Source organism: Pseudomonas berkeleyensis, from assembly GCF_014109765.1.
GTDB lineage: Bacteria > Pseudomonadota > Gammaproteobacteria > Pseudomonadales > Pseudomonadaceae > Aquipseudomonas > Aquipseudomonas berkeleyensis.
Genome location: NZ_CP059139.1, coordinates 5,207,653 through 5,223,570, shown reverse-complemented (window position 1 = coordinate 5,223,570; position 15,918 = coordinate 5,207,653). Strand labels below are relative to the sequence as shown.

Below are 15,918 nucleotides of genomic sequence, written 5' to 3'. Positions count from 1 at the left end.
TATATTCTTTTTGGTTACTACAAAGTGAAAAATAATTCTTTTTAGGGATTAGTGCGTATTTCGTAGATTAGCCACCAGCCGACAGCGGACCACCGCATCGGGCCCGAATCAGGGGCTCTTATGCCAATCCGCCGAGACCAGCGCCATGTCCGCTGTCCTGCCGAGCCCCTGTGCAGTGCCAAACCTAAAACAGCACATACAGCACCTGGAGCATCGAGCATGAACAAGTCCAATCTGGCGCTGGCCGTCGCCCTGGCCGCTCTGGCCACCGAAGCGACCGCCGCTGGTTTCATTGAAGACAGCAAGGCCAGCATCGGCCTGCGCAATTTCTATTACGACCTGAACACCAAGAACACCGGCAACAACAATGGTGAGGCGCGGGAGTGGGGTCAGGGCTTCATCTTCAATTACAGCTCCGGTTTCACCGAAGGCACCGTCGGTTTCGGCCTCGACGCCATCGGCCTGCTGGGTGTGAAGCTGGATGCTGGTGGTCGTAACGTAACGCCAGCAAAGGCCGGGCAAGATCGCACCCCTGGCCAGCTGTTCCCGCTCGATAGCGACGGCAGTGCCGTTGACGACTACAGCAAGGCCGGCGTGACCGCGAAGGTGCGCCTGTCCAAGACCGAGGCGCGCATCGGCACCCTGCTGCCGAAGCTGCCAGTGGTCACCTTCAACGACGGCCGCCTGCTGCCACAGACCTTCGAAGGTGGGCAGATCACTTCCAACGAGATCGACGGCCTGACCCTGACCGCCGGCCAACTGGAAAGCACCAAGACCCGCAGCTCCACCGACGACATCTCTCTGCGTATCGCCGGCGCTACCGGTGACGCCGACACCAACAAGTTCTACTTCGCCGGTGGTGACTACAAGCTGACCAAGGATCTGACGCTGCAGTACTACTACGGCAACCTGGAAGACTTCTACAAACAGCACTTCCTCGGCCTGGTGCACAACTGGGCCATCGGCCCGGGCTCACTGAAGACCGACCTGCGTTACTTCGACAGCAACTCCGACGGCAAGAACGGCAGCGCCTCCGGCCGTGCCGATGGCTACCGCAGCGCCGGTTACTGGCGTGCCGGCGACAGCAGCACCGGTGAGGTCGACAACCAGACCTGGAGCGCCCTGTTCACCTACACCCTGGGCAGCCACTTCGCCAGCCTGGGCTACCAGCAGGTCGAAGGCGACAGCGCCTTCCCGTTCCTCAACCAGGGCGGCGGCAGCTCGTCCTACCTGATCACCGACCGCCAGATCGGCAAGTTCCAGAACGCCGGCGAGCGTACCTGGCTGGCCGAGTATGGCTATGACTTCGCCAAGCTCGGCGTACCGGGCCTGAAGGCCAGCGTCGCTTACCTCAAGGGCGACAATATCGATTCTGCCAACGGTGATCTGAAGGAATGGGAACGCGATTTCCGCCTCGACTACACCCTGCAGGATGGCCCGTTGAAAGGTCTGGGCGTGTCCTGGCGCAACGCGACCCAGCGCGGCAACTTCACCACCGACACTGACGAGAACCGCCTGATTCTGAGCTACACCCTGACTCTGCTGTAACGCCGTTTCGCCATCTCCTGACCGGCCCGCCAACGGGCCGGAAGGCTGTTCTTCCACGAGGAGATGACCATGAAGAAGAATGCCTTGCGCGTTGGCCTGGCGGCGCTGTTCGCCGCCTGGTTGCCAGCCGCCGTACATGCCGCACCACCGAAAGAAGTCCGCCTGGACTACGCCTACTACGCCCCCACCAGCCTGGTGCTCAAGCAGCAGGGCTTGCTGGAAAAAGCCCTCGCGCCGCAAGGCATCGCCGTCAAATGGGTATTCAGCCAGGGCAGCAACCGCTCGCTGGAATACCTCAACGGCGGTAGCACCGATTTCGCCTCCACCGCCGGCCTGGCTGCCGTGCTCAGCCGCGCCAACGGCGCACCGATCAATACCGTCTACGTCGCCAGCCGCCCGGAATGGACAGCGCTGGTGGTGCCCAAGGACTCGCCCATCCAGTCGCTGGCCGACCTCAAGGGCAAGAAGGTCGCCGCCACCAAGGGCACCGACCCCTTCCTGTTCCTCCTGCAAAGCCTGCAGAAGGCGGGGCTGGACAAGAACGACGTGGAAATCGTCCATCTGCAACACCCCGACGGCCGCGTCGCCCTGGAGCGCGGTGACGTGCAGGCCTGGGCCGGGCTCGACCCGCTGATGGCGGCCAGCGAGTTGCAAGCCGGCTCGCGCCTGCTGTACCGCAACCGCGACTTCAACAGCTACAGCGTGCTCAGCGTCACCGAGAAGTTCGCCAAGGAGCAGCCCGAGCTGATCCAGCAGGTGATCGCCGCCTACGAGCAGGCGCGCCAGTGGGCCATCGCCAACCCTGATGCCCTGGCTCAGTTGCTCGCCGATGAAGCCAAGCTGCCGCTGGAAGTGGCCAAGCTGCAACTGTCGCGCACCGACTTCAGCAACCCGCAGCCGGGCGCCGAACACATCAAGGCGCTGAAAGCCGCCGCGCCCATCCTGCTCGACGAGCAACTGGTGCGTCCGGGCACCGACGTGGCCCAGGTGGTCGACCAACTGATCCAGCCGCAACTGGCCGCTCAGGTGATCGGCAGCAACGTGGCCAAGGTGGGGAACTGACCGATGGGCGCGCTCAATCTCGTCATCGGTCGCTGGGCTGAACGGCTTCCAGGCTGGCGGCCGGCACTGACCGACCTGCGTGGTTGGGTGGTGCCCCTGCTGATTCTGGCTCTGCTGGAAACCCTGGTGCGCAGCGGCGTATTGCCCGCGCACCAGATGCCTGCGCCGAGCCAGGTGGCGCAAACGCTGTACCTGCTGGCGCAGAGCGGCGAACTGTGGCGGCATCTGAACGCCAGCTTGCTGCGCGTCGGCGCCGGCTTTGCCATAGGCGCCGCGCTGGCCATCGTCATCGGCACCTGGGTGGGCCTCAGCCGCCGCGCCGAAGCCTATCTGGAACCGACCTTCCAGGCGCTGCGGGCGATTCCCAGCCTGGCCTGGGTGCCGTTGCTGCTGCTCTGGCTGGGTATCGACGAAACGCCGAAGATCGTGCTGATCGCCCTCGGCGCCTTCTTCCCGGTGTACCTGGCGCTGCTCGCCGGCATCCGCAACATCGACCGCAAACTGGTGGAAGTGGGCCGGCTCTACGGCCTGTCGCCGCTGGCGCTGGTGCGCCGCATTCTGCTGCCAGCTGCGCTGCCGAGCCTGTTCACCGGCCTGCGCGGCGCGCTCAGCCTGAGCTGGATGTTCCTCGTCGCCGCCGAACTGATCGCCGCCACCCGTGGCCTTGGCTACCTGCTCAGCGATGGCCGGGAAACCTCGCGGCCGGATCTGGTGATCGCCGCCATCCTGCTGCTGGCGCTGCTCGGCAAACTCAGCGACAGCCTGCTCAAGGCCTGGGAAACCCGCGCCCTGCGCTGGCGCGACAGTTATCAGGGCGGGGAGGACGGAGCATGAGTGCGCTGCTGAAACTGCAGAATATCCACAAGGCCTTCGCTGACGTGCGTGTGCTCGAAGACGTCAGCCTGAGCCTGGCCGCTGGCGAAGTGGTCAGCCTGCTCGGCCCCTCCGGCTGCGGCAAGAGCACCCTGCTGCGCATCGCAGCCGGGCTGGATCAGGAATACCAGGGCGGGCTGGAACTCAACCCGCTGCTCAACTTCGGGCGTGGCAGCGGCATCGGTGTGGTGTTCCAGGAACCCCGGTTGATGCCCTGGCTTAGCGTGGCGCAGAACGTCGGCTTCGCCGATGGCTGGGTGGCCGACGACCAGTGGGTGGAACAATTGCTCCGCGACGTCGGCTTGCACGGGCGTGGCGAGGCGCTACCCAAGCACCTCTCCGGCGGCCAGGCCCAGCGTGTGGCCATCGCCCGCGCGCTGTACGGCAAACCGCAGGTGCTGTTGCTGGATGAGCCATTCAGCGCGGTTGACGCCTTCACCCGCATGAAACTGCAGGATCTGGTGGTGGAGCTGGCCGCCCGCTACGAGATCGCCGTGCTGCTGGTCACCCATGACCTCGACGAAGCCTTCTATCTAAGCGACCGCGTGCTGATCCTCGGCGGCACGCCAAGCCGCCTGCAACGCGAGCTGGCCGTGCCCCTGGCCCGCCCCCGCGACCGCCGCTCGGCGGAGTTGGCCTACTTGCGCGGTGAAGCACTGACCGAGCTCTATCAGTCGCACGTGCTGTAAACGAACTCTTCAAGGTGGAGTACTTTTTCGGGCCGTCAGGCCCGATTTTTTTGCCCGCGCCGCACGCGCAGGCTTTTGTAGCCCGGATGAAATCCGGGGGCTTTGTCAGGGCGAGGCTTCAGAGGTTATGGCGGGTATGAAACCGAAAGTTTCATTCGGCTGAAGGTGCTCCCCCCAGCCCACTTGCTGACATAGGGCGGCCTCGCTCGCGAAGCGAGCAGCCCGCCAGGCCGTAACCTGCGTCCAGCACATCATCGGCGTACTGCTTCGCGAGTACGACCTACGCGCGCCCACCCTGCTTCGCCGGGGTTCGTTCGCTCCATCATCGTTCCAGAGGCACGACCGGATGCGGCCCACAGACGAAGAACCATTCCTGCCTAGGCGGCCCTTGCCATTGCAGCTCTCGGCTTTGGCATCCATGCCGCTCAACCTCTTCCACGACGATTCCGCTCACCTTCCTGAAGGGGCTACTCGCGCGCCTGATGTATCGGCGTTTTTATCGTAGGGTGCGCCATGCGTACCGAATTTTTTATGCACTGTAATTTGCAAGAATAGTAAATAAACCTTTCCCCCGTTTCGAAATGTATTGCGTCTATTTCAAGTAGGCTGAGTTGATGAGGTGAGTTTATTTTTCAACAGGATCTTCATTCTCTGACTCAAGCACTAATGGATTTGGGCCAATCCAGCGCTGTTTGATGGCTTGGAAAAAATAAACCAGTGTGGCCAGTAAGAAGGTTCCACCTAGAAGAAATGTTGAGAAAATACTGGCTATGTAAAGGTTGGATTGATTTAGCTCAGGGAACCAGAGTTCCAGCAAGAAAAGTCCTGTGATGATAAAGGCTGTCTGGAGCGCCCAACTGAACGCATGAGTTGATTGCCTTAGTAGAAAAGAGCTTAAGAGTTCGTTTTCCCTCGGAATGGGGCCATGCCAAGAGCTTGCTAGCGTTGATAAGCTGGTATTGGGATGTCTATGAACTAGCCATGTGATAGTAAATAAAAGTACCCAGAAAATGATTAGCTTTGCTTCGAATGACATAGGTGTGGCTAATTTAAGTTGAATGTAAAGGTGTTAGTGAGTGAGGTGAGCTCGCTAACTTGTTTTTGCTGAGTCTATATTCGGTATGATAGCCAAATGGCGAGGGACGTACATAACGAGACGATAACCCAAATGATTTTATTTTCTCTTGCTGGAGCGCCTCCACTGTTCAAAGCGTGATGAAGGTGGGACTTCTCATCTGCCTCAATAGCCTGAACTGCAAGCAAGGCGTCCTTGTCATGTTGTTCAAGGAATGTGATTTGTTCTTGAAGATGTTTGTAGACCGTGCTCTCGACAGCAGCAGTGCATGACCAGATTGCTTTTGGGCCAAGTAACCCCGTTATAGCGCCTAACGTTGCACCGCCGAGACTCCAGAGTGACAATGCGTAACAGCTACGAGCTCCGCGTGTTCTCAATGCAGAATCAAATATTAGATAGTGAGATTGCTCATGAGTCAGCATTTCTTTCAATGCGGGAACGCAGCTTGGCCACAGATGCTTTGAAATAGCGATCTGTAAGGTATAGATACTGATGGCGCCTCGCTCTCCTGCATGGTTGACTCTTAAGATGCGTTCGACTTCCTGTTGAATTGACATAGAGCTCCTGTATGTCTTGTGTTTTTACCGCATTTGTCTTGATTAAATAGCCTGTCATTCCTGAGGTTGCCACGATTCGTGTTCTTCAGGGCAGACTTTAGAGCTTCCTGGGTATAAGGTTACAAAAGAGGTGTTATCAAATTCGGTGCTGCTTGTGTAGCGTGTCTGAAAGGTTTTATAACCTTCTTTGCTGATGCACCAGTTCCAGAAAAAATACTCTGCGCCGTGCATCATCAAAGGTGCTTCAATTCGCCATTGTTTGATCTTGGTAAAATTTGCTTTGCCACTGGGACTGGTTTTCGTGATGACTCTGAATTTTTCATACCCGTAGGGATATGAGCTACTGATCAGCTGGACACTTGCAAAGTCGATAGGAACTCCTGCCGGATCGACGACGGTTATCGAGCTTTCTGGCTGAAGAGTCTTATAGGTTGGAAACGGTATACAGCCAGTCACGAGCAAAAATCCGCTCAGTATCAATATGGTCTTCATGAGTAGCTCAAAATAGGCTTGCTTGGGGCCACTTCAAATACTGTTGAAAGCTATGAACATAGGTAGCTTGGGTTGCAGGTCTTGGGGCTACCTCGCCGCGCCAACAGTTTCAAGCCAGAACCTAGTCCATCCACCGTCAGGCTGTCCATGCTTCATGGGCAAAATGCCATGTGGGTCGTTTGCCGTTGGAGAAATGGCGATCCAGACCTTCCCGAACCCACCCACAAATTCTGTTAACAGCGCTGTGGATAACCTTTGCAAAAGCGCCTCACGCCTAGCATTCAAGCAGGCCTCGGCAGGCCGTTCAATTTTTGTCCAATGACGTTGCACTGGCGTTATCGCCAGGCGGAATATCACTTTTAATCAATAACTTGGATCGGGTTTTCAACCGTGGAGCAGGGCGAGGGCGTGCTGACGGGTGTCGTGCACAGAATCTGGGGAAAGTGTTGTGGATAAGATGCGGGAAAACTCTTCCAGCCCAGGTGGGGTAAGGGCTGCGTGGAGCTGGTGATTTTTCGTTCGGTGTCGCGCGGCTGTCACGTCTCGCAGCTATAGTGGCCGGTCGATTTCAGTTGCTGGAGCCCTTCGATGTCCGAGTCCCCCGAGCGTCCCGCCCCGGTCAGTTTGCTGCAGGCTTTCTGGTTCTGGTTGAAGCTGGGGTTGATCAGCTTCGGTGGGCCGGCCGGGCAGATTTCGATCATGCATCAGGAGTTGGTGGAGAAGCGCCGCTGGTTGTCCGAGCGGCGCTTTCTGCATGCGCTGAACTACTGCATGTTGCTGCCCGGGCCGGAGGCGCAGCAGTTGGCCACCTATATCGGCTGGCTGATGCACCGCACCTGGGGCGGGGTGATCGCCGGGGCGCTGTTCGTGCTGCCGTCGCTGCTGATCCTGATCGCGCTGTCCTGGGTTTATCTGGTGTTCGGCGATGTGCCGCTGGTGGCGGGGATCTTCTATGGCATCAAGCCGGCGGTGACGGCCATCGTGGTGCAGGCGGCCTGGCGTATCGGCGGGCGAGTGTTGAAGAACGCCTGGTTGTGGGTCATCGCGGCGGCGGCATTCGTGGCCATTTTCGCGCTGCAACTGCCGTTCCCGCTGATCGTGCTGGGCGCCGCGCTGGTGGGGTACATCGGCGGGCGACTGGCGCCGCAGCACTTCGCGGTCGGCGCCGGACATGGCGAGGCGAGCGGGGCGCATGCGCCGGCGCTGATCGATGACGAGACGCGTCTGGCACATACCTATTTCCGTTCCAGCCGCCTGGCGTTGATCCTGCTGGTTGGCGCTGTGCTCTGGCTGCTACCCATGGGCCTGCTGACCCTGGCGTTCGGCTGGCAGGGTACGTTGACGCAGATGAGCTGGTTCTTCACCAAGGCGGCGTTGCTCACCTTCGGCGGTGCCTACGCGGTGCTGCCTTACGTGTACCAGGGCGCCATCGAGCACTACGGCTGGCTGACGCCCCGGCAGATGATCGATGGCCTGGCACTCGGCGAGACCACACCGGGGCCGTTGATCATGGTGGTGGCTTTCGTCGCGTTCGTCGGCGCTTACGGCCAGCCGGTGTTCGGTGGCGATTCGGCCTTCGCCAGTGGCGCGCTGGCAGCGGTTCTGGTTACCTGGTTCACCTTCCTGCCGTCATTTCTGTTCATCCTCGCCGGCGGGCCGCTGGTGGAGTCGACCCACGGGCAGTTGAAGTTCACCGCGCCGCTGACCGGCATCACCGCCGCCGTGGTCGGGGTGATCCTCAACCTGGCGCTGTTCTTCGGTTATCACGTGCTCTGGCCGCAGGGCTTCGCCGGGGCGTTCGATTGGGTGTCGGCGTTGATCACCCTCGGTGCAGGTGTGGCGTTGCTGGGCTTCAAGCGCGGTGTGATCGAGACGCTGGTGGCCTGTGCGCTGGTCGGCCTGACGGTGCACTTGGCGCTATAGCTTCAACGCCAGGCGCAAACGATCCCGATGTTGCAGGCCATTCTCGAACAGCGGTTCGGGGTAGTGGGTAAGGAAGTAGTCCGGTTCCACCGCCACCACGCGAAAGCCGGCGCGCTGGTAGAACGTCAGTTGGTGGCCGAAGCTGCCGGTGCCCAGCTCCAGGCGCTTGGCCCCGAGCTGTCGGGCCTGGTCGATGGCGTGATGCAGTAGCAGGGCGCCGATGCCCTGACCCTGGTGTTCGGGCGCCACGGCGATGTTCATCAGTTCCCAGGTGCTGGCGTGCAGGGCCTTGATCACGTAGACGCCGACGATCGCGTAGTCCAGGCGTGCGACCACGCAATGGCCCTCCTGCAGGTAGTGGGCGATGGTGACGGGGCTGGGGTCGGCTTCCAGCAGCAGCGCCATGGGTGCCTGTTCGCTGGGAACCTTGTGCAGGCTCGGGGTGGTCATGACGGATCGTTCCTGAATGATTTTTTAGTTATAAATAAATCATTATTTATTCTTTTTGTTTCTCTTTGTTCCTGAGCATAGTGAGCACCACGCAAGCTACTGCCAAGGAGCACGATCATGACCATCCGCCTGGGCGACATCGCCCCCGACTTCGAGCAGGACTCCAGCGAAGGCCGCATTCGTTTCCACGAATGGCTGGGCGACAGCTGGGGCATCCTCTTCTCCCACCCGGCTGACTTCACCCCGGTGTGCACCACCGAGCTGGGCTTTACCGCCAAGCTCAAGGACGAATTCGCCAAGCGCGGCGTCAAGGCCATCGCTTTGTCCGTCGACCCGGTGGATTCGCACCTGAAGTGGATCGACGACATCAACGAGACGCAGAACACGGGAGTCAATTTCCCGATCATCGCTGATGCCGACCGCAAGGTGTCCGACCTCTACGACCTGATCCACCCGAACGCCAACGACACCCTGACCGTGCGTTCGCTGTTCGTCATCGACCCGAACAAGAAGGTGCGCCTGACCATCACCTATCCGGCCAGTACCGGGCGCAATTTCAACGAGATCCTGCGCGTCGTCGACTCGCTGCAACTGACCGACAACTACAAGGTGGCCACGCCGGCCAACTGGCAGGACGGTGAAGAGGTGGTGATCGTGCCGTCGCTGAAGGACGAAGCCGAAATCGCCCAGCGCTTCCCGAAAGGCTATCGCGCAGTGAAGCCCTATCTACGTCTGACGCCGCAACCCAACAAGTAAGGATCGAACATGCATGTCGTGTTGCTGTCCGGCAGCCCTGCGGCGCGCTCGCGCACCGAAGTGTTGCTGGACTACGTGCGTCAACGCCTCGAGGCGCAGCACGTGGAAGTGAGTCTGCTGCGGGTACGGGATTTTCCAGCTGAGGATCTGTTGCATGCTCGCTTCGACAGCCCGGCTGTCCAGCAGCTGCAGGCCGTGGTGGCCAGCGCTGATGGTCTGGTGGTCGGTACGCCGGTGTACAAGGCGTCGTTCACGGGGGCGTTGAAGGTGCTGCTGGATCTGTTGCCCGAGCGCGCTCTGGCGCACAAGGTGGTACTGCCCCTGGCCAGTGGCGGCAGCCCGGCGCATCTGCTGGCGGTGGACTACGCGCTCAAGCCGGTGCTGGCCGCGCTGAAGGCGCAGGAAATGCTCTCTGGCGTGTTCGCCGTGGACAAACAGATCGCCTACCCGGAAGGGGACAGGCCCGCGCAGATCGACGACGAGTTGCGCGAACGCCTCGACGAGGCACTGGAACAACTGGGCGCAGCCCTGGCGCGACGGCCGAGGCCGATCGATCCGAACCTATTGAACGACCGGCTGGTGAACGCCCGCTGGAGCATCTGATCCACCCGTAATGCCCCGCCTTACTCGCCCGCCAACGGGCAAGCAGGTAGCCAACCAAGACATCACCGCAAAGGGAGAGCGCCATGCGCACCATTACTTTGCGTCGAAGCCTGGTCGCCCTGTTTGCCGCGGCCATCTCCTTCGGCGCCATCACTCATGCACAGGCCGAGACACTGCGTATCGGCTATCAGAAATACGGCACCCTGGTGCTGCTCAAGGCCAAGGGCACCCTGGAAAAACGCCTGGCCGAGCAGGGCGTTGAGGTCAAGTGGACGGAGTTCCCGGGTGGCCCGCAACTGCTCGAAGGTCTCAACGTCGGCTCCGTGGACTTTGGCGTCACCGGGGAAACCCCGCCGGTATTCGCTCAGGCGGCTGGCGCCGACCTGCTCTACGTCGCCCATGAACCACCGGCTCCAACCGGCGAGGCGATCCTCGTTGCGAAGGACTCGCCGATCAAATCGGTAGCCGAGCTCAAGGGCAAGAAGGTCGCTCTGAACAAGGGCTCCAACGTGCATTACCTGCTGGTGCGTGCACTGGAAGACGCCGGCCTCAAGTACGGCGACATCACCCCGGTCTACCTGCCGCCGGCCGATGCCCGCGCCGCATTCGAGCGTGGCAGCGTCGATGCCTGGGTGATCTGGGATCCGTTCCAGTCCGCCGCCGAGAAACAATTGCAGGCCCGTACCCTGCGTGATGGCAGTGGCCTGGTCGACAACCACCAGTTCTATCTGGCGACCCGTACCTATGCCGAGCAGCACCCGCAGGTGATCGGTGCGCTGGTCGAGGAAATCCGCGGTGTTGGCGAGTGGGTCAAGGGCAACCTCGACGAAGCCACCAGCCAGGTCGCGCCGCTGATCGGCCTGTCCCCGGAAATCACCCGCCAGGCCGTGGAGCGCCAGGGCTATGGCGCGCAGTTCATCACCCCGGATGTGGTCGAGGCACAGCAGAAGATCGCCGATACCTTCACCGAGCTGAAGCTGATCCCCAAGAAACTGACCATCAAGGATGTGATCTGGTCTCGACCGGATGCGGTTCCGCCCGCAACGGCGGCCCAGGCCCAGTAAGACCGTAGCCCTCTCCCCCAGCCCCTCTCCCGTGAACGGGAGAGGGGAGCCGATCAAGGTAGGCGGACGTTTCGGCGCCGCCGGCCAGCTCCCTCGCCCCGTCGGGCCGAGGATTGGGACAGGGCCGAATTTCCCGGATTGATCCGGACTATGACGATTTCGTAAAAGGAGACAACTCCATGAGCCTCAACATCTTCTGGTTCCTGCCTACCCATGGTGATGGCAAGTACCTGGGCACCTCCGAAGGCGCGCGCGCCGTCGACCACGGCTACCTGGCCCAGGTCGCTCAGGCGGCTGATCGCCTTGGTTTCGGCGGTGTGCTGATCCCCACCGGGCGTTCCTGCGAGGACTCCTGGCTGGTGGCAGCCTCGCTGATCCCGCTCACGCAGAACCTGAAGTTCCTCGTCGCCCTGCGCCCTGGGATCATTTCACCGACCGTGGCTGCGCGCCAGGCGGCGACCCTGGATCGCCTGTCGAACGGCCGTGCGCTGTTCAACCTGGTGACCGGTGGCGACCCGGACGAACTGGCCGGCGATGGCTTGCACCTGTCGCATGCCGAGCGTTATGAGGCTTCCGTCGAATTCACCCGTATCTGGCGCCGCGTGCTGGAAGGCGAAACTGTCGACTACGACGGCAAGCACATCCAGGTGAAGGGTGCCAAGTTGCTCTACCCGCCGATCCAGCAGCCGCGTCCGCCGCTGTATTTCGGTGGTTCATCCGACGCGGCGCAGGATCTGGCCGCCGAGCAGGTCGAGCTGTACCTGACCTGGGGCGAGCCGCCGGCCGCTGTTGCCGAGAAGATCGCTCAGGTGCGTGAGAAGGCTGCTGCGCAGGGGCGCGAAGTGCGCTTCGGCATTCGCCTGCACGTGATCGTGCGCGAGACCAATGAGGAAGCCTGGGCCGCGGCGGATCGTCTGATCAGCCACCTGGATCAGGACACCATCGACCGCGCCCAGGCGTCGCTGGCGCGCTTCGACTCCGTCGGCCAACAGCGCATGGCCGCCCTGCACGGCGGCAAGACCGACAACCTGGAAGTGTCGCCGAACCTCTGGGCCGGTGTCGGCCTGGTGCGCGGCGGCGCTGGCACCGCGCTGGTCGGCGATGGCCCGACCGTGGCAGCGCGGGTCAAGGAATACGCCGACCTCGGCATCGATACCTTCATCTTCTCCGGCTACCCGCATCTGGAGGAGTCGTACCGGGTCGCCGAACTGCTGTTCCCGCACCTGGATGTGGCCCAGCCGCAGCGTCCGGAAAGTCGCGGTTATGTCAGCCCGTTCGGCGAAATGATCTCCAGCGACATCCTGCCGAAGGCGGCTTCGGCGAGTTGAGGGTAGCGCAGGCATAGGGTTTCCCGGCTTGCATCCGGGCTACGGACTGAAAAGCGCCCTCTCCCCAGCCCTCTCCCATGAATGGGAGAGGGGGCTGATCGGCGCCGCTGGGTTGCCCTGTGGTACGGCTCGGCTCCCCTCTCCCGCTTGCGGGAGAGGGGCTGGGGGAGAGGGCAGATGTAGCCCGGATGCAATCCGGGGACAGAGACACAGAATTCTTCGAGGCAACCATGAGCAACACGACCCTTCACAAACTGGCCCTGCGCGCCGCGCCCTGGGCCTTGCCGCTGGGGCTGCTGGCCGCCTGGCAACTGGCGGTGGCCAGTGGCTGGCTGTCCAGCCGTATCCTGCCGGCGCCCAGCGCCGTGCTGGAGGCTGGCTGGGCGCTGCTGGCCTCCGGCGAAATCTGGCAGCACCTGGCGATCAGTGGCCAGCGCGCCGGGATCGGCTTCGCCATCGGCGGTGGTATCGGCCTGCTGTTGGGCTTTATCACCGGCCTGTCGAAATGGGGCGAGCGCTTTCTCGACAGCTCGGTGCAGATGATCCGCAACGTGCCGCACCTGGCGCTGATCCCGCTGGTGATCCTCTGGTTCGGCATCGACGAGGCAGCCAAGGTGTTCCTGGTCGCGCTCGGCACGCTGTTCCCGATCTACCTCAACACCTACCACGGCATCCGTAACGTCGACCCGGCGCTGGTGGAGATGGCGCGCAGCTATGGCCTGTCCGGCTTCTCGCTGTTCCGTCAGGTGATCCTGCCCGGTGCGTTGCCGTCGATCCTGGTTGGCGTGCGTTTCGCCCTCGGCTTCATGTGGCTGACGTTGATCGTGGCGGAGACCATTTCCGCCAGCAGCGGCATCGGCTACCTGGCGATGAACGCCCGTGAATTCCTGCAGACCGATGTGGTGGTGCTGGCGATCCTGCTTTACGCGGTGCTCGGCAAGCTGGCCGACGTCGCCGCCCGTGGTCTCGAGCGCGTCTGGCTGCGCTGGCATCCGGCCTATCAGGCCAAGGCAGGTGGGCAATGACAGCGCTGCATAACATCCGTCAGGGCATTCCCCTGGCGATCGAGAAAATCGAGAAATCCTTCGGCGAGCGTCAGGTGCTCAAGGGCATCGACCTGCATATCCCGGCTGGCCAGTTCGTCGCCGTGGTTGGCCGTAGCGGCTGTGGCAAGAGCACCTTGCTGCGCCTGCTGGCCGGTCTGGATCAGCCCAGCGTTGGCCAGTTGCTGGCCGGCAATGGCTCGCTCAACGCGGTGCGTGAAGACATTCGCCTGATGTTCCAGGACTCGCGTCTGCTGCCCTGGAAGCGGGTGATCGACAACGTCGGTCTGGGGCTTTCCGGCAACTGGCGCAAGCAGGCGGAAGAGGCGCTGGCGGCGGTCGGTCTGGCGGATCGCGCCAATGAGTGGCCGGCAGCACTGTCCGGCGGGCAGAAGCAGCGCGTGGCGCTGGCCCGTGCCTTGATCCATCGGCCGCGCCTGCTGCTGCTCGACGAGCCGCTGGGTGCGCTGGATGCCTTGACCCGTATCGAGATGCAGCAACTGATCGAGCGCCTGTGGCAGCAGCATGGCTTCACCGTGCTGCTGGTCACTCACGACGTTGCCGAAGCGGTCGCCGTGGCGGATCGGGTGATCCTGATCGAGGACGGTCAGATCGGCCTCGACCTCGATGTGCAACTGGTGCGCCCGCGACCGCATGGCTCGCCGCTGCTGGCGGCACTGGAAGCGCGCGTGCTCGATCGCGTGCTGGCGCAGCCGGAATTGCCGACGCCACCGGAACCCGTATCACCCCTGCCCACGCAATTGCGTTGGGCGCTTTGACGCCGTAGCCCGGAGGCAATCCGGGAGCAGCTCGAGAATTCCCCGGATCGCATCCGGGCTACCTGTAAAACGACCTGAGGAGAAACACCATGACCATCAAAGCCATCAACGTGCGTAACCAGTTCAAAGGCAATATCAAGGAAATCGTCATCGGCGACGTACTGTCGGAAATCGACGTACAGACCGCTGCCGGTATCGTCACCTCGGTGATCACCACCCGTTCCGTGCGTGAACTGGAATTGCAGGTGGGCAGTGAAGTGATCGCCTTCGTGAAATCCACCGAAGTGTCCATCGCCAAGCTCTGATCGCTCTTGCGCCACCCTGGCCGCTCCTCGGGGTGGCCGGGGCGAGGCGTCCCTGTCACGTCCCCGTATCCCTCCTTGTTCGCCTCTTCCGGCACCTTCCCGTATGCTTCCCCGTCTTTCCCTGGCCGCACTTGTGCGACGGGTTCGTCTGATGGCGTGGTTGATTTTTGTCTGGTTATAAGCAGATAAGAAAATAGTATTTTTCGGATATATGCCGTTGCGCCACAATCGCGCCATCAAAACGCCTGCTTGCAGGCTCTGCCAACGATAAGGAAGCCGCTCATGCTGAAGAAGATCCTCCTGGCCAGTGTGGCCAGCGCCACCCTGCTTACCGGCTCGCTGAGCCATGCAGCTGCCGACACGCCATTCCACAACGCCTCCTACGACATCGCCCGCGAACTGTTCGGCGAGATCAATCCGCTGTTCGTCGAGCACTGGAAGCAGCAGAGCGGCAAGGAAGTGAAGATCATCCAGTCCTTCGCCGGCAGCTCGCGCCAGGCGCAGGACATCATCCAGGGCAAGAAGGTCGACGTGGTCACCTTCAACCAGGTTTCCGACGTGGACATCCTGGCCAAGCGCGGCCTTCTGCGTGAAGACTGGGCCAAGCAGTTCCCCAACAACGCCTCGCCGTACTACAGCACCACCGCCTTCCTGGTGCGCGAAGGCAACCCGAAGAACATCAAGAGCTGGGACGACCTGATTCGCGATGACGTGAAACTGGTATTCCCCAACCCGAAAACTTCCGGCAACGCCCGCTACAGCTACCTGGGCGCCTGGCTGTTCGCCAACGAGAAATTCAACGGCGACCAGGAGAAGGTGAAAGCCTTCGTCGGCAAGCTGCTGAAGAACGTCGAGAACTTCCCCACTGGCGGCCGTGGCGCCACCGTGGCCTTCGCCCAGAACGGCCAGGGCGACGTGCTGCTGACCTTCGAATCGGAAGTGATCAACATCGCCGGCGGCGACGAGTTCAAGTCCCTCAACCTGGAAGTCGTGGTACCGGAGGTCAGCGTGCTGGCCGAATTCCCGGTCGCCATCGTCGACAAGGTTGCCGACGAGCGCGGCACCCGTGAGCAGGCCAAGGCCTTCCTCGACTTCCAGTACAGCAAGGACATCCAGCAGCTGCTGACCCGCTACAACTACCGTGTGCACAACCCGGAAGTGGTCGAGGCGACCAAGGCGCAGTTCGCTCCGGTACGCCTGATCAACCCGAACGAGATCCTCGGCAGCTGGGATGACATCACCGCCAAGCATTTCGACAACGGTGGTATTCTTGACCAGCTTCTGGCCACCGGTCGTTGATAGCCTCCCGGTGAGCTGAAATTCTGGTCTGTTGGCCGCCTAATGGGCGGCCAACTGCATTTGTAGAGCCGA

17 protein-coding genes are annotated in these 15,918 nt (G+C 61.6%); 13 read left to right on the top strand and 4 right to left on the bottom strand.

The features are described 5' to 3' along the window. The first annotated feature begins 219 nt into the window (after positions 1-219). The 4 genes from HS968_RS24350 (at position 220) to HS968_RS24335 (ending at position 4,172) form a co-directional block, all read left to right on the top strand. Positions 220-1,548: an OprD family porin gene (locus HS968_RS24350; protein ID WP_182369047.1), complete on the top strand. Its 1,329-nt coding sequence runs from the start codon at positions 220-222 to the stop codon at positions 1,546-1,548. A gap of 69 nt (positions 1,549-1,617) precedes the next feature. Beyond that, positions 1,618-2,610 (top strand): aliphatic sulfonate ABC transporter substrate-binding protein, encoded by a 993-nt coding sequence (locus HS968_RS24345; RefSeq protein ID WP_182369045.1) that lies wholly within the window; start codon positions 1,618-1,620, stop codon positions 2,608-2,610. 3 nt (positions 2,611-2,613) lie between these two features. Next, on the top strand, positions 2,614-3,444 hold the full coding sequence (locus HS968_RS24340; protein ID WP_119694055.1) for an ABC transporter permease: 831 nt from the start codon (positions 2,614-2,616) through the stop codon (positions 3,442-3,444). Then, positions 3,441-4,172, top strand: a complete 732-nt coding sequence (locus HS968_RS24335; RefSeq protein WP_182369043.1) for an ABC transporter ATP-binding protein — start codon at positions 3,441-3,443, stop codon at positions 4,170-4,172. Before HS968_RS24340 ends, HS968_RS24335 begins: the two co-directional genes overlap by 4 nt. Positions 4,173-4,797: 625 nt before the next feature. Here HS968_RS24335 and HS968_RS24330 read toward each other — a convergent pair. The 3 genes from HS968_RS24330 to HS968_RS24320 form a co-directional block, all read right to left on the bottom strand. Then, on the bottom strand, positions 4,798-4,989 hold the full coding sequence (locus HS968_RS24330) for a hypothetical protein (RefSeq protein WP_182369041.1): 192 nt from the start codon (positions 4,987-4,989) through the stop codon (positions 4,798-4,800). Between the two features lie 293 nt (positions 4,990-5,282). After that, positions 5,283-5,804 (bottom strand): demethoxyubiquinone hydroxylase family protein, encoded by a 522-nt coding sequence (locus tag HS968_RS24325; protein ID WP_182369039.1) that lies wholly within the window; start codon positions 5,802-5,804, stop codon positions 5,283-5,285. A 54-nt stretch (positions 5,805-5,858) separates the two neighbouring features. Further along, positions 5,859-6,296: a carboxypeptidase regulatory-like domain-containing protein gene (locus HS968_RS24320; protein WP_182369037.1), complete on the bottom strand. Its 438-nt coding sequence runs from the start codon at positions 6,294-6,296 to the stop codon at positions 5,859-5,861. Positions 6,297-6,884: 588 nt separating this feature from the next. Between HS968_RS24320 and chrA the strand changes: the two genes are divergently transcribed. Further along, positions 6,885-8,219, top strand: a complete 1,335-nt coding sequence (gene chrA / locus HS968_RS24315; RefSeq protein WP_182369036.1) for a chromate efflux transporter — start codon at positions 6,885-6,887, stop codon at positions 8,217-8,219. Here chrA and HS968_RS24310 read toward each other — a convergent pair. Further along, complete coding sequence (locus tag HS968_RS24310) at positions 8,214-8,669, bottom strand: GNAT family N-acetyltransferase (protein WP_182369035.1); 456 nt, start codon at positions 8,667-8,669, stop codon at positions 8,214-8,216. The two genes, chrA and HS968_RS24310, sit on opposite strands and share 6 nt — an antisense overlap. Positions 8,670-8,786: 117 nt before the next feature. Between HS968_RS24310 and HS968_RS24305 the strand changes: the two genes are divergently transcribed. From HS968_RS24305 to cysP, 8 genes are all read left to right on the top strand, one after another. Next, positions 8,787-9,425 (top strand): peroxiredoxin, encoded by a 639-nt coding sequence (locus HS968_RS24305; protein WP_182369034.1) that lies wholly within the window; start codon positions 8,787-8,789, stop codon positions 9,423-9,425. Positions 9,426-9,434: 9 nt separating this feature from the next. Then, entirely contained in the window at positions 9,435-10,028 is a 594-nt protein-coding gene (gene ssuE, locus HS968_RS24300) for an NADPH-dependent FMN reductase (protein WP_119694066.1), read from the top strand. Positions 10,029-10,111: 83 nt separating this feature from the next. Further along, positions 10,112-11,092: a sulfonate ABC transporter substrate-binding protein gene (locus HS968_RS24295; RefSeq protein ID WP_182369033.1), complete on the top strand. Its 981-nt coding sequence runs from the start codon at positions 10,112-10,114 to the stop codon at positions 11,090-11,092. A gap of 179 nt (positions 11,093-11,271) precedes the next feature. Beyond that, entirely contained in the window at positions 11,272-12,420 is a 1,149-nt protein-coding gene (gene ssuD / locus HS968_RS24290) for an FMNH2-dependent alkanesulfonate monooxygenase (RefSeq protein ID WP_119694068.1), read from the top strand. A 230-nt stretch (positions 12,421-12,650) separates the two neighbouring features. After that, positions 12,651-13,445, top strand: coding sequence for an aliphatic sulfonate ABC transporter permease SsuC (gene ssuC, locus HS968_RS24285; RefSeq protein ID WP_182369032.1), 795 nt, complete (start codon positions 12,651-12,653; stop codon positions 13,443-13,445). Then, positions 13,442-14,242 (top strand): aliphatic sulfonates ABC transporter ATP-binding protein, encoded by an 801-nt coding sequence (ssuB, locus tag HS968_RS24280; protein ID WP_182369031.1) that lies wholly within the window; start codon positions 13,442-13,444, stop codon positions 14,240-14,242. Before ssuC ends, ssuB begins: the two co-directional genes overlap by 4 nt. A gap of 89 nt (positions 14,243-14,331) precedes the next feature. Continuing rightward, positions 14,332-14,547 carry a TOBE domain-containing protein gene (locus HS968_RS24275; RefSeq protein ID WP_003464423.1) on the top strand — a complete coding sequence of 72 codons (216 nt, stop codon included), beginning with the start codon at positions 14,332-14,334 and terminating at the stop codon, positions 14,545-14,547. A 282-nt stretch (positions 14,548-14,829) separates the two neighbouring features. Beyond that, the gene (gene cysP / locus HS968_RS24270; protein WP_119694070.1) at positions 14,830-15,846 is read left to right on the top strand and encodes a thiosulfate ABC transporter substrate-binding protein CysP; all 1,017 of its coding nucleotides are present in this window, start codon (positions 14,830-14,832) and stop codon (positions 15,844-15,846) included. Positions 15,847-15,918 lie beyond the last annotated feature (72 nt).

Coding starts and splice junctions, on each gene's coding strand:
- HS968_RS24325 (WP_182369039.1), bottom strand. CDS start 5,804: ATGTCAATTCAACAGGAAGTCGAACGCATCTTAAGAGTCAACCATGCA.
- HS968_RS24340 (WP_119694055.1), top strand. CDS start 2,614: ATGGGCGCGCTCAATCTCGTCATCGGTCGCTGGGCTGAACGGCTTCCA.
- HS968_RS24275 (WP_003464423.1), top strand. CDS start 14,332: ATGACCATCAAAGCCATCAACGTGCGTAACCAGTTCAAAGGCAATATC.
- HS968_RS24350 (WP_182369047.1), top strand. CDS start 220: ATGAACAAGTCCAATCTGGCGCTGGCCGTCGCCCTGGCCGCTCTGGCC.
- ssuC (WP_182369032.1), top strand. CDS start 12,651: ATGAGCAACACGACCCTTCACAAACTGGCCCTGCGCGCCGCGCCCTGG.
- ssuE (WP_119694066.1), top strand. CDS start 9,435: ATGCATGTCGTGTTGCTGTCCGGCAGCCCTGCGGCGCGCTCGCGCACC.
- ssuD (WP_119694068.1), top strand. CDS start 11,272: ATGAGCCTCAACATCTTCTGGTTCCTGCCTACCCATGGTGATGGCAAG.
- ssuB (WP_182369031.1), top strand. CDS start 13,442: ATGACAGCGCTGCATAACATCCGTCAGGGCATTCCCCTGGCGATCGAG.
- chrA (WP_182369036.1), top strand. CDS start 6,885: ATGTCCGAGTCCCCCGAGCGTCCCGCCCCGGTCAGTTTGCTGCAGGCT.
- HS968_RS24295 (WP_182369033.1), top strand. CDS start 10,112: ATGCGCACCATTACTTTGCGTCGAAGCCTGGTCGCCCTGTTTGCCGCG.
- cysP (WP_119694070.1), top strand. CDS start 14,830: ATGCTGAAGAAGATCCTCCTGGCCAGTGTGGCCAGCGCCACCCTGCTT.
- HS968_RS24335 (WP_182369043.1), top strand. CDS start 3,441: ATGAGTGCGCTGCTGAAACTGCAGAATATCCACAAGGCCTTCGCTGAC.
- HS968_RS24310 (WP_182369035.1), bottom strand. CDS start 8,669: ATGACCACCCCGAGCCTGCACAAGGTTCCCAGCGAACAGGCACCCATG.
- HS968_RS24345 (WP_182369045.1), top strand. CDS start 1,618: ATGAAGAAGAATGCCTTGCGCGTTGGCCTGGCGGCGCTGTTCGCCGCC.
- HS968_RS24320 (WP_182369037.1), bottom strand. CDS start 6,296: ATGAAGACCATATTGATACTGAGCGGATTTTTGCTCGTGACTGGCTGT.
- HS968_RS24305 (WP_182369034.1), top strand. CDS start 8,787: ATGACCATCCGCCTGGGCGACATCGCCCCCGACTTCGAGCAGGACTCC.